The 22,881-nt window shown below is 67.0% G+C and carries 19 protein-coding genes; 9 read left to right on the top strand and 10 right to left on the bottom strand.

Annotated features, from left to right (window positions below):
* Positions 1–276 (bottom strand): DoxX-related protein, encoded by a 276-nt coding sequence (locus GOALK_RS22360; RefSeq protein ID WP_006361128.1) that lies wholly within the window; start codon positions 274–276, stop codon positions 1–3.
* Between the two features lie 38 nt (positions 277–314).
* Positions 315–1,307: a stage II sporulation protein M gene (locus GOALK_RS22365; protein WP_006361129.1), complete on the bottom strand. Its 993-nt coding sequence runs from the start codon at positions 1,305–1,307 to the stop codon at positions 315–317.
* Between the two features lie 144 nt (positions 1,308–1,451).
* Between GOALK_RS22365 and GOALK_RS22370 the strand changes: the two genes are divergently transcribed.
* Positions 1,452–2,303, top strand: coding sequence for an RDD family protein (locus GOALK_RS22370; protein ID WP_006361130.1), 852 nt, complete (start codon positions 1,452–1,454; stop codon positions 2,301–2,303).
* A 42-nt stretch (positions 2,304–2,345) separates the two neighbouring features.
* Here GOALK_RS22370 and GOALK_RS22375 read toward each other — a convergent pair whose 3' ends face one another.
* Positions 2,346–3,587 carry an amidohydrolase gene (locus GOALK_RS22375; RefSeq protein ID WP_006361131.1) on the bottom strand — a complete coding sequence of 414 codons (1,242 nt, stop codon included), beginning with the start codon at positions 3,585–3,587 and terminating at the stop codon, positions 2,346–2,348.
* Between the two features lie 120 nt (positions 3,588–3,707).
* A complete protein-coding gene (locus GOALK_RS22380; protein ID WP_006361132.1) occupies positions 3,708–4,898 on the bottom strand; it encodes an acyl-CoA dehydrogenase family protein in 1,191 nt (396 codons plus the stop codon).
* Positions 4,899–4,970: 72 nt separating this feature from the next.
* On the opposite strand from GOALK_RS22380, the gene GOALK_RS22385 reads away from it, so the two are divergent.
* Together GOALK_RS22385 and GOALK_RS22390 are read left to right on the top strand one after the other, a co-directional pair.
* Complete coding sequence (locus GOALK_RS22385) at positions 4,971–5,303, top strand: TfoX/Sxy family protein (protein ID WP_006361133.1); 333 nt, start codon at positions 4,971–4,973, stop codon at positions 5,301–5,303.
* A 165-nt stretch (positions 5,304–5,468) separates the two neighbouring features.
* Positions 5,469–7,268 carry an alkyl/aryl-sulfatase gene (locus tag GOALK_RS22390; protein WP_006361134.1) on the top strand — a complete coding sequence of 600 codons (1,800 nt, stop codon included), beginning with the start codon at positions 5,469–5,471 and terminating at the stop codon, positions 7,266–7,268.
* Positions 7,269–7,292: 24 nt separating this feature from the next.
* Here the strand turns inward: GOALK_RS22390 and leuS are convergent, their stop codons facing one another.
* On the bottom strand, positions 7,293–10,190 hold the full coding sequence (leuS, locus tag GOALK_RS22395; RefSeq protein ID WP_006361135.1) for a leucine--tRNA ligase: 2,898 nt from the start codon (positions 10,188–10,190) through the stop codon (positions 7,293–7,295).
* 131 nt (positions 10,191–10,321) lie between these two features.
* Between leuS and GOALK_RS22400 the strand changes: the two genes are divergently transcribed.
* The 3 genes from GOALK_RS22400 (at position 10,322) to GOALK_RS22410 (ending at position 13,709) form a co-directional block, all read left to right on the top strand.
* Positions 10,322–10,843, top strand: coding sequence for an SdpI family protein (locus tag GOALK_RS22400; RefSeq protein ID WP_006361136.1), 522 nt, complete (start codon positions 10,322–10,324; stop codon positions 10,841–10,843).
* Between the two features lie 28 nt (positions 10,844–10,871).
* Positions 10,872–11,867, top strand: coding sequence for a bile acid:sodium symporter family protein (locus tag GOALK_RS22405; RefSeq protein ID WP_006361137.1), 996 nt, complete (start codon positions 10,872–10,874; stop codon positions 11,865–11,867).
* Between the two features lie 78 nt (positions 11,868–11,945).
* Positions 11,946–13,709, top strand: coding sequence for an RNA/DNA-binding domain-containing protein (locus GOALK_RS22410; protein ID WP_006361138.1), 1,764 nt, complete (start codon positions 11,946–11,948; stop codon positions 13,707–13,709).
* Between the two features lie 67 nt (positions 13,710–13,776).
* On the opposite strand, the gene GOALK_RS22415 is transcribed toward GOALK_RS22410, so the two are convergent.
* Positions 13,777–15,819 (bottom strand): CocE/NonD family hydrolase, encoded by a 2,043-nt coding sequence (locus GOALK_RS22415; RefSeq protein ID WP_006361139.1) that lies wholly within the window; start codon positions 15,817–15,819, stop codon positions 13,777–13,779.
* Positions 15,820–15,926: 107 nt separating this feature from the next.
* Complete coding sequence (locus tag GOALK_RS22420; RefSeq protein ID WP_081474381.1) at positions 15,927–16,520, bottom strand: YqgE/AlgH family protein; 594 nt, start codon at positions 16,518–16,520, stop codon at positions 15,927–15,929.
* Positions 16,521–16,687: 167 nt separating this feature from the next.
* Here GOALK_RS22420 and GOALK_RS22425 point away from each other — a divergent pair, with 167 nt between their 5' ends.
* On the top strand, positions 16,688–18,019 hold the full coding sequence (locus tag GOALK_RS22425) for an MFS transporter (protein WP_006361141.1): 1,332 nt from the start codon (positions 16,688–16,690) through the stop codon (positions 18,017–18,019).
* Here the strand turns inward: GOALK_RS22425 and GOALK_RS22430 are convergent.
* Complete coding sequence (locus GOALK_RS22430; protein WP_006361142.1) at positions 18,000–18,557, bottom strand: hypothetical protein; 558 nt, start codon at positions 18,555–18,557, stop codon at positions 18,000–18,002. The two genes, GOALK_RS22425 and GOALK_RS22430, sit on opposite strands and share 20 nt — an antisense overlap.
* Before the next feature lie 104 nt (positions 18,558–18,661).
* Between GOALK_RS22430 and GOALK_RS22435 the strand changes: the two genes are divergently transcribed.
* Positions 18,662–19,753 carry an aminotransferase class V-fold PLP-dependent enzyme gene (locus tag GOALK_RS22435; protein ID WP_006361143.1) on the top strand — a complete coding sequence of 364 codons (1,092 nt, stop codon included), beginning with the start codon at positions 18,662–18,664 and terminating at the stop codon, positions 19,751–19,753.
* Positions 19,754–19,764: 11 nt separating this feature from the next.
* On the opposite strand, the gene GOALK_RS22440 is transcribed toward GOALK_RS22435, so the two are convergent.
* Both GOALK_RS22440 and GOALK_RS22445 read right to left on the bottom strand, forming a co-directional pair.
* Positions 19,765–21,294: a glycerol-3-phosphate dehydrogenase/oxidase gene (locus GOALK_RS22440; protein WP_006361144.1), complete on the bottom strand. Its 1,530-nt coding sequence runs from the start codon at positions 21,292–21,294 to the stop codon at positions 19,765–19,767.
* A gap of 13 nt (positions 21,295–21,307) precedes the next feature.
* Positions 21,308–21,889, bottom strand: a complete 582-nt coding sequence (locus GOALK_RS22445) for a TetR/AcrR family transcriptional regulator (RefSeq protein ID WP_006361145.1) — start codon at positions 21,887–21,889, stop codon at positions 21,308–21,310.
* Positions 21,890–21,937: 48 nt separating this feature from the next.
* Here GOALK_RS22445 and GOALK_RS22450 point away from each other — a divergent pair, with 48 nt between their 5' ends.
* Complete coding sequence (locus GOALK_RS22450) at positions 21,938–22,864, top strand: diacylglycerol/lipid kinase family protein (RefSeq protein ID WP_006361146.1); 927 nt, start codon at positions 21,938–21,940, stop codon at positions 22,862–22,864.
* The last annotated feature ends 17 nt before the right edge of the window (positions 22,865–22,881 follow it).

The following is a 22,881-nucleotide window of genomic DNA, read 5'->3' on the forward strand; positions in this document are numbered from 1 at the left end:
TCAGCTCTTGGCCTGCACCGCGCGGTAGCCGAGGAAGCCCAGGTAGCCGGCGAGTCCGGCCAGGCCGAGCCGGCGGGTACGGGGAGACACCAGCGCGACGCCGATCGCGGTCTCGCACGCCCCGTTCCGATAGGTCCAGGTGGTGGTGTCCTCGGGGAACACCGGCGCGGTGATCGGGGCGAACAGCTCCGGCTTGACGAAGTGCGTCAGACCGACCGCGGCGAGACCTCCGCCGATCAGCGAAACCGCGTCCAGGGACTTGTCGTTCTTGGCCATTCGGGTGTTCCTCTCGGGTGGATGCACTCCGTCCATTCCTACACGGTGGGCGCGGTGAGGCCTCGATCCAGCTCGGCGAGGTCGCCGGTTTCACCGGACTCGTGCGCACGACGTCCCGCGACGAAGACATAGGCCATGAACAGCAGCCAGGCGGTCACACCGATCCCGACACGCGCCCAGGTCGGAAGGGGAGAGGGGGTCACGAAGGCCTCGATGACGCCGCAGATCAGCAACACGACGACGAGTCCCAGGGCCACGCCGATCGCGGCGCGCCCCTCCTCACCGAGAGCGGCTGCGCGCGTTCGGTTCCCGGGTGACACCCACGACCAGAAGATCCGCAGGCCGACCCCCGCGGCGACGAACAGGCAGGTGAGCTCGAGCATGCCGTGTGGGAGGAGTAGCCCGAAGAACAGGTCGCCGCGGCCGTGCCGGATCATGATCGACGCGATCACCACCAGGTTCAGGATGTTGGTGTAGAGCATCCAGATCACCGGCAGGCCGAAGATGCCGACGACGATGCACATCGCGGCGAGCCAGAAGTTGTTGGTCCACACACGCGCCGCGAACGAGGTCGCCTCGTATTCGCTGTAGTAGCTCTCGAAGTCGTTGGTGACGAGACGCTCGATCTCCTGCGGAGAGGCGAAGGAACTCTCGATGCGCGGGTGCTCCAGAACCCACCAGGTCATGACGGCGGCGGCGAGCAGGCAGACACCCATCACGGTCAGCCACCACCACCGCATCCGGTACAGCGCGGCGGGGAAGGAGATGGCGAAGAAGTCGATGAACGTCGACCAGGTACTCACCCGAGTGCCCGACGCCCGACCGCGGGCCCGCGCCAACAACGCCGACAGATACGCGACGAGCGAGGCGTCGGGGGCCGAGGAGCGGATCACCGAAAGGTGGGTGGCCACGCGCTGATAGGTGTCGATGATCTCGTCGGCCTCGGCTCCGGTCAGCCGACGTCGGCGCGACAGCGTGTCGAGTCGTTCCCACGTCGCGCGATGCGCGGACACATAGGCGTCGAGATCCACTCCGCCAGCGTAACCGGCATCCGACCCGGTGCAGAGCGTGTCATTCGACGGGCGTCGTGGCGTGTGCTCACACCGCGCGGACCGCAGTAGGCGTCGTATGGTGAGGCGGTGCCGCCCGGATCGTTGCCACCACGACCTCCGGTGATGGCGGGTGCGCCGGTCCCGGTCGGGCCGCCGCCGACCGTCTGGGGTGGCGGTGTGTCGGCCACCGTCGGCGTCGGCCGCAACGACCTCGTCTCCGGTGAGGCGGTCGCGCTCGCACTACCGCCGGGCGGTCTCGGCTACCGGATTCTCTCGGGGATGCTCGACGTCGCGCTGGGGATCGCTCTGTGGCTGTTCCTCTGGTGGCTGTCCTACACGGTGACCGGTGACCTGAACGACGCGTGGCGGGGCACCGTCAGCACGTTGCTGCCCATCGTCAGCGTGATCGCCCTACCGACCGTCACCGAGACACTCACCCGCGGCAAGACCGTCGGCCATCTGGTGGTCGGGCTACGCACCGTGCGAGACGACGCCGGGCCCACCGGTTTTCGGCAGTCGCTGACCCGAGCGCTCGTCGGGTTCGTCGAGATGTACGCCTGCCTGGGTCTACCCGCGGTCATCAGCGCGGCCATCTCTCGAAAGAACAAGCGTCTCGGTGATCTCCTCGCCGGGACCTATGTGATCCGCGACCGCCACCGCATCGAGGAGCAGCATCCCATCGAGATGCCCGCCGGACTCGCCACGTGGGCGGTGTCTGCGGATATCGCGGCCATTCCCGACGAGCTCGCCGTCGTCATCCGCCAGTTCCTCAACGGTCGACATGGCATGAAACCCGAGCCCCGCGCGGTCGCCGCGCGCCGACTGGTCTTCGCCGTCGCTCCGTTCGTGGCACCTGCTCCGCCGCGGGATGCACCGTTCGAAGACGTGCTGTGCGCGATCATGGCCGAACGTCGACGTCGGGATACCGAACGCCTGGAACGCGAGGCACGGCTACGGGAACGGTTGTTGCGCTGAGCCGAGCGGGCCGGTTGCCTCAGCCTCTCGTCACCGAGACGGCTAGCGGCCCAACCAGGTACGAGCCGCGACGACCAGCGCCCGTACTCCAGTACCCAGCGTCGGATCGATCACCGGAGCGTAATGCGGAGAGTGGTTCGACGGCACTTTCAGCAGCGCCGGGTCCGTCAGGTCGCCGGTGGTGAACAGAGAAGGATCGGCTCCGCCCAGCAGCCAGTACGAAAGAGGTGCACCACAACTCGTGGCCAGGATGCCTACGTCCTCACTTCCCGCACCTGCCCCCGGGTCGAGGATGTTGGACGCACCCAACCAGTCCGTGAAGGCATCCAGGGTCGTGCGCAGCGCGTCCGGGTCGTTGGTGACCACGGGAAAGCGTTCGATCTCGGTGATCGTCGGCTCGTCCGGCGCGCCCGACGCCGCCGCCTCGCCACGCACGATGCGCTCGACGCTGTCGAGAATCTTGCCGCGAACGGTCTCGTTGTAGCTGCGGATGTTCAGCTGGATCTCGGCCTCACCCGGAATCACATTCGCGGCGTCACCCGCGTGGATCGATCCGACGGTGAGCACCGCGGTTGCGGTACTCGGGATCTCCCGCGAGATGATGGTCTGCAGCCTCAGCACCGTGGCCGCGGCCAGCACGATGGGATCCACCGAGGCCTCGGGCATCGAGCCGTGTGCACCCCGGCCCACCAGCTTCACCCGCAGTGAATCCGACCCGGCGTACGAAGCTCCCGGGTGTCCGGCGATCTTGCCGGCCGGCAGCGGTGAGACATGCTGACCGAGCACGACGTCGGGCTTGGGAAAACGGTCCCACAAGCCGTCGTCGACCATCGCCTGCGCGCCGGCACCCAGCTCCTCGGCGGGCTGGAACACCAGGACAACCGTGCCCGACCATTCCGACGTAGCGGAGGCGAGGATGTCCGCCGCGCCCAGCAGGCATGTCGTGTGCAGATCGTGGCCGCAGGCGTGTGCGACCGGAACCGTCTTACCCGTGTCGTCGGTGGCCGTGACGGTGCTGGCGTAGTCGAGCCCGGTGTCCTCGCGGACGGGTAGGGCATCCATGTCCGCGCGCATCGCGATCGTCGGACCGTCACCATTACGCAGGACACCGACCACACCGGTCCTGCCGACACCGGTGGTCACGTCGAACCCCGACGCTCGGAGCCGATCGCCCACCAGACCGGCGGTGCGGTGCTCCTGAAAGCCGAGCTCCGGGTGTCGGTGAAGGTCTTTGTAGAGGTCCTCCAACGAGGGATCGATGCGAATGCCTGCAGGTGCGGTCATGTCAGGACCTTCCGACGGGAGTCGTCCGGACCGAATGCCGGCCCAGCCTCCATCGTCACACGCAGTTGTTCTCGTCCGTGCCGCTTTGGGAACCCGAGCGTCGTAGGACTGCCCAACACCTCACTTCAGGTCGGTGCTGGACTTTCCCAGAACGCGGCGGGCGATGATCAGCTGCTGGATCTGCTGAGTGCCCTCGAAGATGTCGAGGATCTTCGAGTCACGTGCCCACTTCTCGAGGAGGGAGGTCTCCGAGAAGCCTGCTGTCGCACCGATTTCCACGGCCTTGTTGGTGATCTCGGTGACCGTGCGCCCCGCCTTGGCCTTCGACATCGAGGCCTCGGTGGAGTTCGGCTGGGCGTTGTCGGCCATCCAGGCGGCCCGCAGCGTGTGCAGCCACGAGGCCTCCCACTCCGATTCGAGGCGGATGAATTCGGCGACGGTCGCATGCTGGGCGGCTGCCGGCCGGTCGTAGTCGATCTCGTGGCCGGCCTCGTCGAGCATCCGGCGGAGCTCCTCGAGGGCGGCGCGGCCCAGGCCGATCGCCATGGCCGCGACGACGGGACGGGTGTTGTCGAAGGTCTGCATGACCCCGCCGAAGGCCTTCTTGGTGTCGATCTCCGGCGAACCGAGCAGATTCTCGGCGGGGACGCGGGCGTTCTCGAAACGGATCACGGCCGTGTCGGAGGCCTTGATGCCGAGCTTGTGCTCGAGGCGGGCGACCGTCACGCCCTCGGTGGTCATCGGGACGACGAAACTCTTGATGGCCGCGCGGCCCACACTCTTGTCGATGGTCGCCCACACGACGACGTGATCAGCACGCGAACCGGCGGTCACGAAGATCTTCTCGCCGTTGATGAGGTAGTCGTCGCCGTCGCGGGTTGCCGTCGTCGACACCGCCGCGGAGTCCGACCCGAAACTGGGCTCGGTGATGGCCATCGCCGCCCAGACGTCGGAGAACTTCTCGAGCTGTTCGGGGTTGGCGACGGCCGCGATGGCGGCGTTGCCGAGTCCCTGGCCCGGGATCGAGAGCAGCAGGCCCACGTCGCCCCAGCTCATCTCGAGTGCGGAGATCAGGCCGCGCATGTTGGCGCCGTTGACCGACGGTCCGTCGTCGCTGCTCGACGAGTCGGCCGCCTTCTCCGACCCGCGTCCCTGCTTGGCGAGCTTCGCCAGGTCGTCGAGTTCCGTGGGGTATTCGTGCTCGGCCTTGTCGTACTTGCGTGAGATCGGCCGGAAGATGTGCTCGGCAGCCAGATGGGTGCGCTCGACCGTCGAATCGAACTTCTTCGGGAGCTCCAGGTTGATCGCCATGGCATGACCTTACTGCTCGGTAAGTTGGTTGCCAAGTCTTTCCCCGTCACACCCGCCGAATAGCCTGGAGACGTGGCTTACGACGAGGAACTCGCCTTCCGCATCCGCGCGCTGCTCGCGGCGGAGGTCGGCGTGGACGAGGTCCCGATGTTCGGCGGCCTGGCCTTCCTGATCAACGGCAACATGGCCGTCACCGTGAGCGGCAAGGGCGGGATCATGGTCCGCGTGCCGCCCGAGGAGACCAGCACCCTGCTCGAATACCCGCACACCGCGCCGATGCACATGTCGGCGCGCGAGACACTCGGCTGGCTGCGCGTCTTCGAGGATGGGATCGCGTCCGATCGGCAGCTGACGCGCTGGGTGACCATCGGTGCCGACTACGCCAGGAGGCTCCCGCCGAAGTGAGACGGGAGCTCGGCGGCGACGGGCGTCAGCCGGGCATTGACGAACCCCCACGTTCCGGGCACCCGGTGCGAGATACTCGTGATTGCGATTCGAACGTGATGGCGTCGGGAACCGAACATCGATCTGAGCCGCGCAGCCCGCGGGCCTGCCGGTGGAGGAGTCCCGATGTCTGCCGATTTCTCCGACCAGACCGACTTCGACAATGCCACCCGCGGTCTGATCGGGGTACTCGACCCGGCCGTCGTTCACGGCGGCGACGGCCGAGTGGTCTACGACGCCGCGGGTTTCGCGGAGGCGACCGTCGGCGACTGCCCCGACACCGTCAACCCCAGTCTGTGGCGGCAGGCCCAGCTGACGTCAGTGCACGGGTTGTTCGAGGTGACCGCCGGTATCTATCAGATCCGTGGGTACGACCTGTCGAACATGACGATGGTCGAAGGGGACACCGGTGTGGTGGTGATCGACCCCCTGGTCTCGTCGGAATGTGCAGCGGCCGGCCTCGCCCTCTACCGCGAGCATCGTGGTGACCGTCCGGTGAGCGCGGTCATCTACACCCACTCTCACGTCGATCACTTCGGCGGCGTTCTCGGTGTCGTCGACGCCGACACGACGGTGCCGATCGTCGCGCCCGAACACTTTCTCCAGCATGCCGTCTCCGAGAACGTCTACGCCGGCACCGCGATGCTACGGCGCAGCATGTACCACACGGGGATCGTCCTGCCCGTCGGTGCAACCGGAACCCTCGGTGCTGGCCTCGGGCCCAGTACATCCACCGGCACAGTGGGTTTGATCGCGCCGACGCTCGACATCACTCACACCGGACAAGAGGAGACCTTCGACAATGTCCGGATGGTCTTCCAGGTCACGCCGGGAACGGAAGCCCCGTCGGAGATGAACTTCTGGTTCCCCGATCACCGAGCACTGTGTCTGGCAGAGAACGCAACTCACAATCTCCACAACCTCCTGACACTCCGTGGGGCACAGGTCCGCGACGCCCGTGTCTGGTCCCGGTATCTCAGCGAGGCGATCGAGATGTTCGCCTACGACTCCGATGTCGCGTTCGCTTCGCACCATTGGCCGACCTGGGGGACCGACGAGCTGCTCGTCTATCTGACCCAGCAGCGCGATCTGTATGCATACCTTCACGATCAGACGCTCCGGCGACTCAATCAGGGCCACCTCGGCAGCGAGATCGCCGAAGACTTCCCGATGCCGCCGGCTCTCGATGCCGCCTGGCACGCCCGTGGGTACTACGGCTCGGTCAGCCACAACGTCAAGGCCATCTATCAGCGCTACCTCGGCTGGTACGACGGCAATCCGGCGCACCTGTGGCAGCATCCACCGGAAGCCGCCGCCGCACGTTACGTGCAGGCGCTCGGCGGCGTCGAGGAGACGGTCGCCAAGGCGACACAGTTCGCCGACGACGGGGATCTGCGATTCGCCGCAGAACTCGCCGGTCATGCGGTCTTCGCCGAGCCGGGCCATGCCGGCGCGAAAGAGTTGCTCGCGCAGGTCTTCACGACGCTGGGTTACGGCGCCGAGTGCGCCACCTGGCGCAACAACTTCCTCGTCGGAGCCGACGAACTCGGTGGGCAGGTCCATGCCGCCCCGATCAACGCATCCGGGGTTTCCTCAGCGCTCACCGTCACACAACTCTTCGACAGTCTCGCCATCCGCCTCGACGGTCCACGGGCCTGGGACCTGTCGTCCTCGATCCGTTGGCATTTCACCGATCTCGACGAGACCTACCGGATGGAACTGTCGAACGGAGTCCTGATCCACCATCCGACGCGGCGGCAGGATCCCGCCGACCTCGTCGTGACACTCACCAAACGCGATCTGCTCGGACTTCTCACCGGCGCGTCGGCCGACGGTGTCGGTCTCGAGGGCGACACGTCGGTGATCGGGACCATCATCGGACTGATCGACAACCCCGACCCAGGGTTCGCGATCGTGACGCCGTGAGCGTAACCGTTGGATCGAGAGGCGTCAGGGGACGATGTTGACCATGCGGCCCGGGACCACGATCACCTTGCGCGGCTCGGCACCGTCGAGGAGAGCGGCGATCTTCTCGTCGGCGAGGGCGGTGGTACGCAGGGTTTCCTCACCGGCGTCGGCGGCGACCGTGATGCGACTGCGAACCTTGCCCTTGACCTGAACCGGGATCTCGATGGTGTCCTCGACCAGCCAGGCCTCGTCGGCCACCGGGAACGGCGCACGGACGACGAGGGTGTCGTGGCCCAGGCGGTGCCACAGTTCCTCGGCGATGTGCGGTGCCAGCGGCGCGAGCATGATCACCAGAGCTTCGACGGCATCCCGTGGGGCACCGGTCTTCTCGAAGTTCTTGGTGAGGTGGTTGGTCAGCACGGTCAGCTTGGCGACGGCGGTGTTGTTGCGCAGCGCGTCGTAGTCCTCGCGGACACCGGCGATCGTCTTGTGCAGCAACCGCTTGGTGTCGTCGTCGGACTCGGCGTCGGCGACCCGCGACGCGCCGGACTCCTCGTCGACGACGAGACGCCAGATGCGCTGCAGGAAGCGCTGCGAGCCGACGACGTCCTTGGTCGCCCAGGGGCGGGACTGGTCGAGCGGGCCCATGAACATCTCGTAGACGCGCAGGGTGTCGGCACCGTAGTCGCGGCAGATGTCGTCGGGGGTCACCGAGTTCTTCAGTGACTTGCCCATCTTGCCGTACTCCTGGTTGACCTCTTCACCGTTGTAGAAGAACGTGCCGTTCTCCTCGGTGACCTCCTCGGCCGGCACGTAGATGCCGCGCGAGTCGGTGTAGGCGTACGCCTGGATCATGCCCTGGTTGAACAACTTTCGGTACGGCTCGCGGCTGGTGACGTAACCGAGGTCGAACAGGACCTTGTGCCAGAACCGCGAGTACAACAGGTGGAGCACCGCGTGCTCGACACCACCGATGTAGAGATCGAGGCCACCCGGGTCGTTCGGACCGTGCAGCTCCGGACGCGGCCCCATCCAGTAGGCCTCGTTGTCCTTGTCGCACAGGGTGTCCTGATTGGTGGGGTCGATGTAGCGCAGCTGGTACCACGAGCTGCCCGCCCACTGCGGCATGACGTTGGCGTCGCGGGTGTACGTCTTCGGACCGTCACCGAGATCGAGTTCGACGGTCATCCAGTCGGCGGCTTTGGCCAGCGGCGGCGACGGCTCGCTGTCGGCGTCGTCGGGGTCGAAGGAGACCGGCGCGTAGTCCTCGACCTCCGGGAGTTCCACCGGCAGCATCGATTCCGGCAGGGCGTGCGGCTGACCGTCGGCGTCGTAGACGATGGGGAACGGCTCGCCCCAGTACCGCTGACGGGCGAACAGCCAGTCCCGCAGCTTGTACTGGATCTTGCCGGTACCGACGCCGTCGGCCTCGAGACGCTCGACGATGGCGGCCTTGGCGTCCTCGACGTTCAGACCGTTCAGGAAGTCGGAGTTCACCAGCGGACCGTCGCCGACGTAGGCCTCGGCCTGCACATCGGTGTCGGAGCCGATGACCTCGATGATCGGCAGGCCGAAGACGGTCGCGAACTCGTGGTCGCGGGAGTCGTGCGCCGGGACCGCCATGATGGCGCCGGTGCCGTAGCCCATGAGGACGTAGTCGGCGATGAAGACCGGAACCTGGTGTCCGTTCACCGGATTGATCGCGAAGGAGCCGGTGAAGACACCGGTCTTCTCCTTGTTCTCCTGGCGCTCGAGATCGGACTTCGCCGCGATCGACGCACGGTAGGCGGCGATCGCCGACGCCGGATCATCCGCGCCGCTCCCAGCGCCGCCGGTCCAGCGGTCGTCGGTGCCCTCCGGCCACGCGTCGGCGGTCAGCGCATCGACCAGCGGGTGCTCGGGTGACAGCACCATGTAGGTGGCGCCGAACAGGGTGTCGGGGCGGGTGGTGAAGACCTCGATGTCGCCGACCCCGGGCGCACTGAACCGGACCTGGGCGCCGCGCGAACGGCCGATCCAGTTGCGCTGCATGGTCTTGACCTTCTCCGGCCAGTCCAGCAGGTCCAGGTCGTCGAGGAGACGGTCGGAGTAGGCGGTGATCCGCATCATCCACTGCCGCAGATGCTTCCGGAAGACCGGGAAGTTGCCGCGGTCGCTGCGGCCGTCGGCGGTGACCTCCTCGTTGGCCAGCACGGTGCCCAGACCGGGGCACCAGTTGACCAGCGAGTCACTCAGGTACACGAGACGGTGGTCGTCGATCACCGCGGTGCGCACGGCCGGGGAGAGGTCCGCCCAGGACTTGCCTGCGTGCTCGCCGGTGAGTTCGCGGGTGCCGGCGACGAACTCGTCGACCAGCTCGGAGATGCGTCGGGCCTTGCCCTGATCGGCGTCGAACCAGGCGTTGTAGATCTGCAGGAAGATCCACTGCGTCCAGCGGTAGAAGTCGACGTCTGTGGTCGCGACACGACGACGCTCGTCGTGGCCGAGGCCGAGGCGTCGGATCTGACCCAGGTAGCGCTCGATGTTCTGCTCGGTCGTGGTCCGCGGGTGTGTGCCCGTCTGGACGGCGTACTGCTCGGCGGGCAGACCGAAGGAGTCGAAGCCCATCGTGTGCAGAACGTTCTTGCCCGTCATCCGCTGGTAGCGCGCGAAGACGTCGCTGGCGATGAAGCCCAGCGGGTGGCCGACGTGCAGACCCGCGCCCGAGGGGTAGGGGAACATGTCCTGGACGAACAGCTTGTCGGGGGCGTCGGCGCCGCCGCCGCCGAACGCGCTCAGGTCACCGGCCAGCGGTCCGACGGGGTTGGGTGCCTCGTAGGCATGCTCGTCGGACCAGGTCTGCTGCCAGCGCTGCTCGAGTTCGCCCGCAACCTCCGCGGTGTAGCGATGAGCGGTGGTGCCGGCGGAGCCGTTGGTGCTGGTGGTGTCGACTGAAGTCACCCGACCAGGGTAAATCCTGGGCCCGACCAGCCTGAAATCCGGTCAGCCCGCCACCCGCGACCGGGCGCGTGCCTCTATGAGGTGCAGCTCACCGACCATCCTCGATTCGGTTGCGCGGTGGACGCGGTCGTATGCTGTGGGTCGTGAATGCCCTGTCCGTCGCCGTTGCCGTGCTGCTCTTCGCGTTGGCCGGGCTCTGGGCCACGGTCGGGGTCCGCGGGCTCCGCGGCTCACTCCCGCGCAATCGCCGCTTCGGCGTTCGTACCGACGAGACCATGCGCTCCGACGAAGCCTTCCGCGTCGCCAATCGCGTGGCCGCACCGGGCACCCTCGGCGCCGGCGTGATCCTCGTCCTCGGCGCCGTCGCCACCCTCGCCGTCGACGGCGGCTGGTCGATCCTGTTCGGTGTGGTCGCCCTGGTCGCCGCGCTGGTCATCATCGGCTTGGTCAGCGCCATCGGGGTCCGCGCCGCCGCCACCGTGCCGGCCGAGGACGCGGGTTGCTCCTGCTGCTCGGGTCACGACGACGGCCACAGCCATGCCGAGCCGGCCGGGGAGCAGGGCACCTCCGAGCCCGCCGCCGACTGCGGCACCAGCAGCTGCGGTGCATGCTCGCTGCGCGGCGTCTGCTCGAGCGACACCGCGCAGGCCTGACCAGGCCTGCCGCCGGCAGCTCGGACGTATGCGCACGCTCAAGAACCTTCTCGACCGCTCGCCGATCGACGGATTCATCCTCGCGATCGTCGCCGCGGTCGTCGTCGCCGCTTTCCTCCCCGTCCGCGGGGCCGCCGGGGAAGTCCTCGACTGGGTCGTGATCATCGCGATCGGCGCCCTGTTCTTCCTCTACGGCACGCGGCTGCACCCCCGAGAGGCCCTCGAGGGTCTGAAGCACTGGCGCCTGCACGTGACGATCCTCGCGTTCACGTTCGTGGCGTTCCCGATCATCGGTCTGGCCCTGAAGCCGGTCGTCGAGCCGCTGATCGGCTCCGACCTCTACGCCGGACTGCTGTTCCTGTGCCTGGTGCCCTCGACCGTGCAGTCGTCGATCGCGTTCACCTCCATCGCGAAGGGCAACATCGCCGGCGCGATCGTCAGCGCCTCCGCGTCGAACATCCTGGGCGTGTTCCTCACCCCGCTGCTGGTGGTCGCACTGATGCACAACACCGGCGACGCGAGCATCGACGCGACGTCGATCCTGAAGATCGTCGCGCAGATCCTGGTGCCGTTCGTGGTCGGTCAGCTGGCTCGGCCGTGGGTCGGGCCGTTCTTCGCCCGACACGCCAAGATCACCAAACTCGCCGACCGCAGCACCATCGTCCTCGTGGTCTACGTCGCCTTCAGCGAGGGCGTCGTCAACGGCATCTGGTCGTCGGTCGACGCCGCACAGGTGATCGCCGTCGCGGTGATCTCGCTACTACTGGTGCTGATCATGCTCGTCATCACCGGCTGGGTGCCGAAGAAGCTCGGCTTCGACCGCGCCGACACCATCGCCATCCAGTTCTGCGGCACCAAGAAGAGCCTCGCCACCGGACTGCCGATGGCCACCGTCCTCTTCGCCGGCTCGACCGTCGGCCTCATCGTCCTACCGCTGATGATCTTCCATCAGATCCAGCTCATCATCTGCTCATGGCTGGCGACGCGGTACGGACGTGAGGCGGAAGCGATCGAGGCCGGCTAGCTGACGCAGGCACGCTACTTTGACGAAACTTTGGGGCAAATGACACTTTGTCACTAGCCCCAAAGTAGGATCAAAGTCATGTCCGGTATCGATACTGCTCTGTCTAAAGTTCGCTCAGGTACCTCTGCTGACTCGGTTGAGTCTTCGACCCTGGACTTCAAGACCGAGAAGCAGGGTGGGTTCAAAGAGACCGCGGTGGATCTTGCGGAAGCATGCGTGTGCTTCGCGAACTCGACCGGCGGAATAGTTGTACTCGGGATCAAGGACAAGCCGGGAGGGGCCGATGCATTCGTCGGAACGTCAATCAACGCCGACAAACTGCGATCCGCGATCTATGACCGCACCGAACCCCACCTGACAGTGAGTATCGAAGAAGTTCACTACGAGGGTTCGCGGCTACTGCAGATCACAGTGCCAGAGGGCCTCGAAGTGTACTCAACGTCCCAAGGCGAGTACTGCCAGCGCTGGATGTCTGAGTGCCGTCCTATGGATCCGGGCGCGGTCGCGCGATTGAGTGACGAACGGCGCGGAAACGACTGGTCTGCAGAATCATCGGGCACTCCGATCGACGCAGTCGACACAACCGCAATAGAGAAAGTCCGTGAGCTCCTGCGTCTGACCGACGACGACGCCAGGGTTCACTTGTCACGCTCTAGCCCAGCGGAAATCGTGCGTCGACTCGGGTTAGCAGCGGACGACGGATGCCTCACAAGGGCAGGCGAGATCCTCCTTGTCGAGAAGTCGTCAAGTGGCCCACAAGAGCTACTCGTTTATCAACACCGCCGCACCCCCAGCGGCGAAGCCGACTTCAGTCGCCGATGGGGCACGCCGCTGGTGACAACCTTCGCCGAGGTCCTTGAGGTGATCTCAGCCCGTCTCTCTGTCACACCCATAACCGTTCGCTCGGGCCAGCAACTCGCAATCGAGGACTTCTCGTCGATCGCCATCCGCGAAGCGCTCGCCAACGCCCTGATCCACCGCGACCTACGCGAAAACCAGCCAGTCCAAGTACGCCACTCGCCGGCAACGCTGAACATCAATTCCCCTGGCCCGCTAGTAGCTGGCGTCACTCCAGACAACATCCTCACGCGTGGAACGAAACCGAGATACCCATCGCTCGCCAAGGCCTTCAACACCCTCGGTTGGGGGGAATACCTCGGCCAAGGAGTAAATCGGATGTTTCGCGAAATGGCGCGAAGCGGACGGCCTCTGCCCGAAATCCAGAGTTACCCCGACCGCGTAGAGGTGCTGTTCAGGGGTGCCCCACCAAATATCCATGTCGCTCGACTGGTTGCAGAGCTGCCCGAGGACTTGAAGAACGACACCGACACTCTGTTGATACTGATGCGATTGTGCGCCAAGAAGAGTGTGACCGCGCAGCAAATAGCGCCGATCATCCAACGTTCGGTCGAAGATGCGGAGTCTGCTCTTCGCCACGCAAGCCAATCCGAGGTCGAGCTTGTCGAGCCCACAGCAGGGACGCGAAATCGCAAGTATCCCAATTACAGATTCCGTGGCGATGTACTCGCTCGCCTTGGCCCTGCGGTCGCCTATCACTCTCGTACAAGCGGCGAAGTCGACCGGAAGATCATCGACCATGTCCGGGAATACAACTCAATAAACAACGCGACAGTTCAGCGTCTATTCGACATCGACGTTTACGGTGCGCGCGACATTCTCAAGAATCTTGTCGGGCGTGAAGTCCTAACCCGGGTATCCACTCAGACCCGTGGCAAGGCCGTGAAGTACGGACCGGGACCGAGATTCCCCGCGAAGAAGACAAGACGGAAGCAAACCTCCAAGGGTGAATCGCTCACACTGTTCTCGGACGGCTCGGAGTAGCTGCTTCGATCACGACGGTGGGAGTGAATCAACATCGTCGGGCCCGTTCTGCGAGTACGCCAAAGCGTCAGCCGATAGGCGTCGAGACCGGCAGGTTCACGAAGCTCGGCCGGTTCGGGTCGAGCTGGATGTGCTGCGGCCTCAGTCCGGACTCGTTGAGCAGCGGCCGAAGCGGCAGTCCGCGCGGGAAGTTCATCGCGAAGACGTCGACGCGCAGTCGGTGACCGGGCTTCACGATCGCCTCGGTGGGCAACAATCCGATGTCGATGCTGACCGGTCGTCCCGGCGCCACCCGCTGTCGTGTTGACAGGGTAAGGTTGTAGAACGGGTCGATGACATCGCCATTGGGTGCGAATTGTGATGTCGCACGGTCATATCCGCGCAGGGACGCCACCACCTGGCCGGAGGTGATGACCTTCGACGTGCCATCGGGTGCGACGTCGTTGAGGGTGGCCGTCCAATAGCCGTCCGTGGCGTCGAGCACGGTGTTCAGCCGGACGTTCGAGTAGCCGGACACGCTGCGGGTCGTCGTCAGCGGGGGAGTGGTGAACGTCAGTGCGGCGCGCTCGGAGATCCGGGCGTCGTCGGAGCAGCCCGGGAAGATCGCCAGCGCGCCGGCCATCTGCTGCGCGGCGTCGCGCGAACACACGGGTGCGAGGCCGGGGGCGACGGTCATGCGCGCCCGCGACTGCGGCGCCGTCGGGGTCAGGCTGCCGTCGCGGACCGCATACGGGGCGGTACCGCTACGACGGTCGCTCAGGTAGAGGCGCTGGCGTTCCATCCCGGCGCGCGGGAATTGCCGCGCGGTGATCCAGGAGTCGCCGACCTGCTTGAGGTTGACCGGACCGTAGGAGTCGATGCCGTTGTCGATTCCCTTGAGCCACTTGTCGAACCAGGCCTTCTGCAGCACGTCCAGGCGCGGCGGCGAGCCGGCGCGTCCCTGCTGGCCGCCACCGATGGTGAGGTGGTAACCGTCGCCCATGATCAGCTGCTTCTTGCCGGGGGGCAGCGGGATCTTGTTGTACATGCGGACTTCGGAGTTGGTGAACAGGTCGAACCAACCGCCGTAGATGAACGTCGGCGTGGTGATGTTCTCGGCGCGATCGAGCCAGGCCGTGCGCGGCTCGGAGTCGGTCTCCAGCAACTCCTTCAGCTCCGGCGGCACCGACGCGATGTCGGGGGTGAAGAGGCCGGCGAGGAGTTGCGGATAGAAGGTGAGCGGATCGGCGATCCGGTCGGCCAGCCACTTCCAGTCGAAGGTGCCGTTCAGCATCGACGCCACGTTCGGGATCATCTTGGTGGTGTTGACCAGCGTCAGCCAGAGCGGCAGGAAGCCGACGCCGAGTGCGCCGCCGGGCGCGACGATGTCGCGGATGAGGTCGCCGCCCGGTTCGACCGGGAAGATCGCCTTGAGCGCCTTCGGGTTCTTGTTGGCGGCCTGGATCTGGTTGATCGCCGAGTAGGAGACCCCCGACATACCGACCTTGCCGTTGGACCACCGCTGCTTCGACGCCCAGTCGATGACCTCGACGGTGTCGCGCTGCTCGCGGTCCTGGAAGACATCCCACTTGCCCTGGGAGAAGCCGGTTCCACGCACGTCGACGACGACCTGCGTGTAACCGCTGCGGACGAGGTCGAAGTCGACGAGGAAGGTCTTGGCGCCGCCGTCACGGATGGTGTGCGCGATGTCGTTGATGCCGTCGATCGGGGTGCCCGACAGATTGATCGACCGGGCGAGCTGCAGGAGGAACGGTTCGAGCACCGGATGCTGGGTGACCGCGGAACCGATCGAGCTGACCAGCTTGGTGTACGGGGTCATGTTGACGATGACCGGCGTCTTCGTCGACGTCGGACGTTCACGGGCGTCGGCGGGCCGGTACACGTTCGCACGCAGGACGGTGCCGTCGCTCATCCGGATCGGCACGTCCCAGCTGACGTTCACGCCGGCATGAGGTTGCGGACCGTCGTGGCTCGCGGCCCAACGCGCTGCCGCCGACCCTCCCGTCGGACCACTCGGTGCGGCACCCGAAACCGCGGTCGGCGCGACCAACACCGCGACGAGTGCGATCACCCCCGCCAGCAGACGAACACTCTTCGACGACCTGCCCATACACACCCCCGCGTGTGATGCGCCGCGCCGACGGCTGAGCGTCGTCGCGGCGATACCTGATCAAGCGATCACAACTTAGCATCGGTGGTGATGTGGGTCACCGGTGGTCAGTTGAGGCTGAGGTCGATCGGGTGCGTCGCGAGAAGCGGCATCGGCCACGGTTGCCGGCGCAGCATGTCGAACCAGACGTCGACGCCGGGCGGGGCGAGCAGGTCGCGGGGGAGTGCCGAGGCGAGCATCCAGCTGAACTGGTCGAGCTCGTCGTCGAGCTGACCGATTCCCCATCCGCTGTAGCCGGCGAAGATGCGCACACCTTCGAGCACCTCGGACAGCGGTTCCGGGTCGGCGTCGAGGTCGACGAGGACTACGCGGCCGTCGACGGGACGAAGAGCGGGATGGTCGTCGACGTCGTAGCCGTGCTTCATCACGCCGAGGCACAGTGCCGCGTCCTGCTTGACCGGGCCGCCGATGTAGAGCGCGCGAGGCGACGCCGCGATGTCCGTCCACTGCGGCAGCAGGTTGTGCACCGCTGTCTGGCTCATGCGGTTGAGGACGACGCCGAGACTGCCTGCCTCGTTGTGCTCGATGACATAGATGACCGTGCGCGCGAATGTCGGTTCGATGAGATCGGTCGACGCGATCAGCGCGGTGCCGGGACGGACGCGATGGGTGGGATCGGCGTCCCAGGGGACACCGGGCATGCGACCACTGTCACCGCTGCCCGCCGAAGGATCCCCGGAGCGGAATTCCGGTGTGGGATCGTCTGCGTCGTCACCGCCGGCCACTCAGCCATCATCGCACGTCCGTCGAGTCCCGGGGTCGGCGCAGCCGACGGACCCCACCGGCGTCGGTGAGTACGCTTGAACGGGTGAACAGCACCGAGGTGAGCCAAAGCCGCGGGTGGTCGGTGTTCATCCATTCGCTCCGTCACTCACCGGGTCTGGGACGGTTGCTGTTCGTCCGTCTCTCGAGTCAGGTCACGGACGGGATCTTCCAGGCAGCGCTCGTCGGGAGCATCCTCTTCAACCCCGAACGTCACGCGGATCCGCTGGCCGTCGCGGGCGGTCTCGCAGTGCTGTTGTTGCCCTATTCGCTCATCGGTCCGTTCGCCGGAGCGCTGCTCGATCACTGGGATCGACGCAATGTACTGCTGTACGCGAACCTGTTGCGCGGCGCGATCATCGGACTCGTCGCGATCGCGGTCGCATCCGGCGCACCGGACCTGGTGGTGCTGATCTCCGCACTCGCCGCAACGGGTGCGAGCCGGTTCGTCGCCGCGGGTCTGTCCGCCGGACTCCCGCACGTGGCCAGACGCGAGGTGATCGTGGCGACCAACGCGTTGTTCACGACGCTCGGCGGCGCGATGCTCAGCGTCGGACTCGGGATCACGCTGGGTCTGCGCGCCATCTTCGGCGACGACAACTCGGGCAGTGCGCTCACCATGCTCGCCGGCATCGTGTTGGCTGTCGTATCCGGCGGTCTGGCGCATGGATTCCGACCGCTGCAACTGGGTCCCGACGAACCCGACGATCCGGGCAGGTCGGCGTTCCATGCGGTCTCGGTCGGCCTGTGGCACGGCGCCCGGGCGGTCGCGACCCACAAGACGGTGGCGGCCGCACTGTCGGCCATCGGCGCCCACCGACTCGTGTTCGGCATGAACACGTTGATGATCCTCGTGCTGACCCGCCAGATGGGACCGGGCGACGGGCTCGACCGCGTCAGCCTCGTCATCGGTTTCACCGGAGCAGGTGCCCTCCTCGCCGCGGTGATCACCCCGATCGCGGTGGCACGCGTCGGGCGGTACGCCGCGCTGATGTGTGCACTGGGCGTCGGAGCCGTCGCCGAGGTGACCGTCCTGGGATTCCACTTCGCGGTCATCTGCGGATCGGCGTTCGTGCTGGGTCTGATCGGCCAGGTCGCCAAGCTGTGCGGTGACGTCGCGATGCAGGTCGACGTCGGTGACGCGGTACGCGGTCAGGTGTTCTCCGTGCAGGATGCCGTGTTCAACATCGCCTACGTCGGCGCGGTCACCATCGCGGCACTGGCGATCCCCGTCGACGGCCACGCCACCGTGCTCGTCGTCCTGGGTGTGGTGCTCTACCTGCTCGGCATGGTGGCGGTGCGCGCCCTCTACAACCGTGCGGAAGAAGCCGGTGAACCCGCGGCCGGTCCACGGGCGGTCAGCGACCCCGCCGCGTGAACCGCGGGTCCCGCTTGTCGTAGGCCGCGTCGGCGACCCCGTCTCCGTTCAGGTCCACCAGCACCGTGTCCGTCACACCGTCCCCGTCGGCGTCGACATACAGGCGCTCGGCCGTCAGCCGACCTCCCTTCTCGGCCCCCACCAGTTCGAGGTCGGTGGATCCGTCCGCGTCCAGGTCGAGGCGCAAGTCTCTCGGCCCGTCGGGTTCCCCTGACCCGTCGGCCTCGGGGGAGCGCGCCTCCGGCGAGCCGGATTCGCCAACCACCCCGACGCGGTCGACGGCACGGTCCCACAACCCCGCGCCGGAGTCGCGGTAGAAGGCGTCCGGCTCCCCGTCCTCGTCGGTGTCGAGAGCTGCCACATCGGCGATGCCGTCGCCGTCGGTGTCCCACATCGCGTCGTCCCGACGGCCGTCACCGTCGAAGTCGAGGCGGACCGCGTCGGGCCCGGAATCGCCGAGAGCGGTGTCGGCAGGAGTGGACCAGCGGGTCGTCGAACCATCGCCGGGCCCGAAGAAATACTCGATCACCGGGTCCATGCGTTCTTGGACGCATGCACCACCCCGGCCGGTTCCATCGATCCCACGCCACATCACCCCCGGCGTGTGACCGAGCCCGTTCGTACCCGGTAGGTTGAGGCCCTATGTACGTCAGCGACCTCGGCGAGCAATGGCATGCAGCGCGGCTGAAACCCGCCCTCGCGCATCTCGACTCCGCATCCGCCGGGCGATCGTCGTACGGCGTGATCGGCGCGATGACCGCTCACCTGTGGCGTGAGACCGAACGTGGCTCCTACGTCGCCGCCGACGACCGCGCCGAGGAAATCGCCCGCGACACACGCAATCTGGCCGCCCTGATCGGGCACACGCCCGACGAGATCATCTTCCGCGAGAGCGCCCGTGCAGCCCTGCGCGCCCTGCTCACCAACTGGAGTCTCCCCGTCACCTCGACGGTGTGGGTGGCGAAGAACGAGTTCGGTCCCAACCTCGAGGAGTTCGAGCGTCGCGGCTATGCCGTCCGCACGATGCCCGACGCCGACGTCTACGGCCACGTCGACACCGATGCGCTCGAGAACATGCTGCAGTTCGAGCAACCCGACTTCATCCACATCTGCCACATCGGGTCGATGTCCGGCGCGGTGCAGCCGGTCGCGCGGATCGTCGAGCTGGCCCACCGCGTCGGCGTGCCGGTGGTGGTCGACATGGCCCAATCCGTCGGGCACGTCCCCACCGTCACCGGCGCCGATGTCGTCTACGGCACCAGCCGCAAGTGGCTGGCCGGCCCGCGCGGTGTCGGTTTCGTCGCGGTGCGCCGAGACTCCCTGCGACCGGTCGAGATCGACGGATCCGACGCATTCATCGCCGGCCGCCTCGGACTCGGCATCGCGGTTCGCGAACTGCTCGACGTCGGACAGCAGCGGGTCTTCCGCGAGCTGGCGATGATCGGCAGGGTCACCCGCGAGCGACTGCACGGCATCGCGAGCTGGGAGGTCGTCGAACCGCTCGACGAGCCGTCGGCGATCGTGACCCTCGCGCCGCCGCCCGGGTGGCAGTTCGAGGACGTCGCCACCGCACGGGAGAAGCTGCTCTCGCTCGGCATCCTGGTCACCGCGGCGGGCACCTGGCGCGCACCCCTGGCGGCCGAGACGCCGGTCCTACGCCTCAGCCCGCATCTCGACGCGCAGCGCGAAGACCTCGACCGTCTCGCAGATGCGTTGCGCACCATGGGGTATTGAGCGCGGAGCGCTCAGCCCAAGACCCGACCCACGATCTTCTCGATCTCCGGTCGTGCCAGATCGGCGCCGCGCCGGACCAGGCCGATCCGTGTCCGCCGGTGCAGGACATCGTCGACGCCGACCGCGCCTTCGTGCGTGACCGCGAACTCGATCTCGGCGCGGGTGACGTCGATGCCGGGGGCGATCGGATCCAGCGGTCGGTCCACCGTGGCCGTCTCGACGACCGTCGGGGCCTCCCCGCCGAGGCGCGCCACCAGCGACGCCGGGAGTCCCTTCTCGCGCGGGTCGCGCAGGGCTCCGACCAGCGCGGTCGTGGTGGTGACACACTCACCCGCGGTCAGATCGGTGGTGGTCAGGGCGGCGTCGACCGCGTCCTCCGCCATCCGGCGGTAGGTCGTGAGCTTGCCGCCGAGCACGGTCACCAGTCCGTCGCCGCGAACCCGGACGTGGTGCCGGCGCGAGACATCGGCGAGGCCGTCTGATTCGGCGCCGGGGGTCCCGCGTTCGTCGATGAGCGGCCGCAGACCGGCGTAGACGCCGATGATGTCGGAGCGGTCGAGGGTCCGGGTCAGGGCGGGGTTGATCGCATCGAGCAGGAAGTCGATTTCGGAGTCGTCCGGTGTCGGCACATCGGGAATCGCGCCCGGCGCCGCGACGTCGGTGAGGCCGATGTAGACCCGACCCAACTGTGCGGGTAGTGCGAAGACGTACCGGGACAACGACTTTCCGACCGGGACGGTCAGTGCGGCGGTCGGGTTCCCCAGGGCCGTCGCGTCGACGACGAGATGGGTTCCGCGGCTGGGTTGGACGGCGATCGAGTCGTCGACCGCGCCGGACCAGACGCCGGTGGCGTTCACGACCATCCGCGCGCCGACGTCGAAGCTCTCACCCGTGAACACATCGCTGAGCGTGGCACCGCGCCCGTCGACCCGGTCGGCGCGCGTGTACGTGCAGATCAGCGCACCGTAGGCGGCCGCGGTGCGCGCCACGGCGACGACGAGCCGGGCGTCGTCGATCAGCTGCCCGTCGGTGGTCGAGATCCCGCCGCGGAGTCCGGCCGGCGACAGGGTCGGGCAACGGCCGAGGGTCTCCATGACCGACAGTCGCGACGGCGGCGGCAACAGCGCACTCGGCGTTCCGGCGTTGCGGCGCAACAGATCTGCCGCACGCATCCCGAATCGCAGCACCGAGCTCTGCCGTTCACCGCGGTCGGGGAGGATCTGTCTGAGCGGAGAGATCAGATGTGGCGCAATGGATGTCATCAGGTGATGGCGTTCGACGGCACTCTCCCGGGCGATCCGGAGATCACCTTTCGCGAGATACCGCAGACCACCGTGTACGAGTTTGCTGCTCCAGCGTGACGTACCGGTGGCCAGGTCGCCCTGCTCGACGAGGGCGACCCGCAGGCCGCGGGTGGCCGCGTCGAGAGCGACACCCGCGCCGGTGATCCCGCCACCGATCACCAGCAGATCGAGGGGCCCAACACTCGATGCCATCGACTCCAGAGCGCGACCGCGGGTCCGCGCGGACAACGTGGCCATCAGCAGGACGTCCTCATGGCGCGGGCCTCAGATAGCCGGCGATGACGCCGTGGAGTTCGGTGCTCCAGCCCTCGGCGAGGATGTCCGACACCAGCGCCCCGGATTGCAGGAAGCTCTGCGCGATCAGCAGCACCATCGACGCCATCCGCTTGGCGTCACCGGCACGCACCTGCTTGCGTCCCTGCCCTTGGGCCAGCATGTCCGCCAGCAATGCGAGCACACCCTGCTGACTGGTGCCGAGGCGTTCGAAGACGTACGGCGCCATGAAGTCCCGCTGTTCACGCCACAGGGACGAGATGAGGTCGCTGTCGCGCAGCGCCCCGACCACCGTCACCACCTGGTCGGCGAGTGCGTCGAGGTCCTGCGGCTCGCCGCGCTCACCGATCACGTGGTCGACGATGGTGAGAACCTCACGGGTGAGCAGATCGCGGATGATCTCGGTGATGTCGGGCCAGCGCCGATAGACGGTGGGTCGGCTCACCCCTGCTTGGCGGGCGACCTCGGAGACGGTCACCTTGCGGCCGCCACTACGCAGCAGGCAGACCCTGGCCGCGTCCAGAACGAGATCCCCGATCTCCTCGTTACGGATTGACATGATGTGTAACACTGTAACGGATCACACAATCGGCGGGGGGCCGACCACATGACCATCCGACACGTCACCATCGTGGCCAGTCCGTATGCGCGGCACGGAGCCGGGCTACACGTGGCGCAGGACGCCGCCGGCCTCCTGAAAGCACAGAACGTCGCGGTCGACATCATCGTCGGGGAGGACATGGCCGATGCCGCCGACCTCGCCGGAAAGGCCGCTCGGGGAGACACGGACGTGTTGGCCATCACCGGCGGTGACGGCACCATCCGCCTCGCGGTCGAGGCCAGCATCGGTTCGGGCAAGCCACTCGCCGTCATCCCCGCCGGCAGCGGCAACGACTTCGCCCGCAACCTGCACATCCCGCTCGACACCGCCGAAGCCGTCCAGGTGATCCTCGACGGCCACCGACGACCCGTCGACCTGGGCCGCGTCAGCTTCCCCGACGGCCGCACCGCCCTGTTCGCCACGGTCGCGGCCACCGGCTTCGACGCCGCGGTGACCGCGCGCGCCATCGACATGCGCCGGCCCCGGGGACAGTCGCGGTACACGATCGCCGCATTGTTCGAGCTCATCGCCCTGCGGTCACGGCACTACCAGGTCCGCGTCGACGACGACACCGTCGAGGCCGACCTCATCCTCGCCGCGATCGGGAACACCACCTCCTACGGCGGCGGCATGAAGATCACCCCGAAGGCATCGGTGTCCGACGGGCAGCTCGACGTCACGCTCGCGAAGATTCCGCCGCGGTTCGCCCGGCCGACGCTTGCCCGCGTCTTCCCGAAGGTGTTCGCCGGCACGCACGTCGACCATCCGCTGGTGCAGACGATGCGCGGGGGCGAGGTTGAGCTCTACTGCGACCCGCCCGCGCTGGTGTCCGTCGACGGTGATCTCGTCGGTGAACTGCCCGCGGTGTTCGAGGCTGTCCCGCACGCGATCGAGGTCTTCACGCCGCCGACGCCGGCACCGACGCCGAGCTGACGGGTACTGCTCCTCCC

The sequence above is a fragment of the Gordonia alkanivorans NBRC 16433 genome (assembly GCF_000225505.1).
In the GTDB taxonomy this organism is placed as follows: Bacteria; Actinomycetota; Actinomycetes; order Mycobacteriales; family Mycobacteriaceae; genus Gordonia; species Gordonia alkanivorans.

What these genes read in the sequence shown, in the direction of transcription:
- GOALK_RS22380 (WP_006361132.1), bottom strand. Translation starts at nt 4,898, where the DNA reads ATGGCGATCAACCTGGAGCTCCCGAAGAAGTTCGATTCGACGGTCGAG.
- GOALK_RS22450 (WP_006361146.1), top strand. Translation starts at nt 21,938, where the DNA reads ATGACCATCCGACACGTCACCATCGTGGCCAGTCCGTATGCGCGGCAC.
- GOALK_RS22410 (WP_006361138.1), top strand. Translation starts at nt 11,946, where the DNA reads ATGTCCGGTATCGATACTGCTCTGTCTAAAGTTCGCTCAGGTACCTCT.
- GOALK_RS22370 (WP_006361130.1), top strand. Translation starts at nt 1,452, where the DNA reads ATGGCGGGTGCGCCGGTCCCGGTCGGGCCGCCGCCGACCGTCTGGGGT.
- GOALK_RS22400 (WP_006361136.1), top strand. Translation starts at nt 10,322, where the DNA reads ATGCTGTGGGTCGTGAATGCCCTGTCCGTCGCCGTTGCCGTGCTGCTC.
- GOALK_RS22435 (WP_006361143.1), top strand. Translation starts at nt 18,662, where the DNA reads ATGTACGTCAGCGACCTCGGCGAGCAATGGCATGCAGCGCGGCTGAAA.
- GOALK_RS22420 (WP_081474381.1), bottom strand. Translation starts at nt 16,520, where the DNA reads ATGCCCGGTGTCCCCTGGGACGCCGATCCCACCCATCGCGTCCGTCCC.
- GOALK_RS22360 (WP_006361128.1), bottom strand. Translation starts at nt 276, where the DNA reads ATGGCCAAGAACGACAAGTCCCTGGACGCGGTTTCGCTGATCGGCGGA.
- GOALK_RS22430 (WP_006361142.1), bottom strand. Translation starts at nt 18,557, where the DNA reads ATGGACCCGGTGATCGAGTATTTCTTCGGGCCCGGCGATGGTTCGACG.
- GOALK_RS22375 (WP_006361131.1), bottom strand. Translation starts at nt 3,587, where the DNA reads ATGACCGCACCTGCAGGCATTCGCATCGATCCCTCGTTGGAGGACCTC.
- GOALK_RS22445 (WP_006361145.1), bottom strand. Translation starts at nt 21,889, where the DNA reads ATGTCAATCCGTAACGAGGAGATCGGGGATCTCGTTCTGGACGCGGCC.
- GOALK_RS22415 (WP_006361139.1), bottom strand. Translation starts at nt 15,819, where the DNA reads ATGGGCAGGTCGTCGAAGAGTGTTCGTCTGCTGGCGGGGGTGATCGCA.
- GOALK_RS22440 (WP_006361144.1), bottom strand. Translation starts at nt 21,294, where the DNA reads ATGGCCACGTTGTCCGCGCGGACCCGCGGTCGCGCTCTGGAGTCGATG.
- GOALK_RS22405 (WP_006361137.1), top strand. Translation starts at nt 10,872, where the DNA reads ATGCGCACGCTCAAGAACCTTCTCGACCGCTCGCCGATCGACGGATTC.
- GOALK_RS22390 (WP_006361134.1), top strand. Translation starts at nt 5,469, where the DNA reads ATGTCTGCCGATTTCTCCGACCAGACCGACTTCGACAATGCCACCCGC.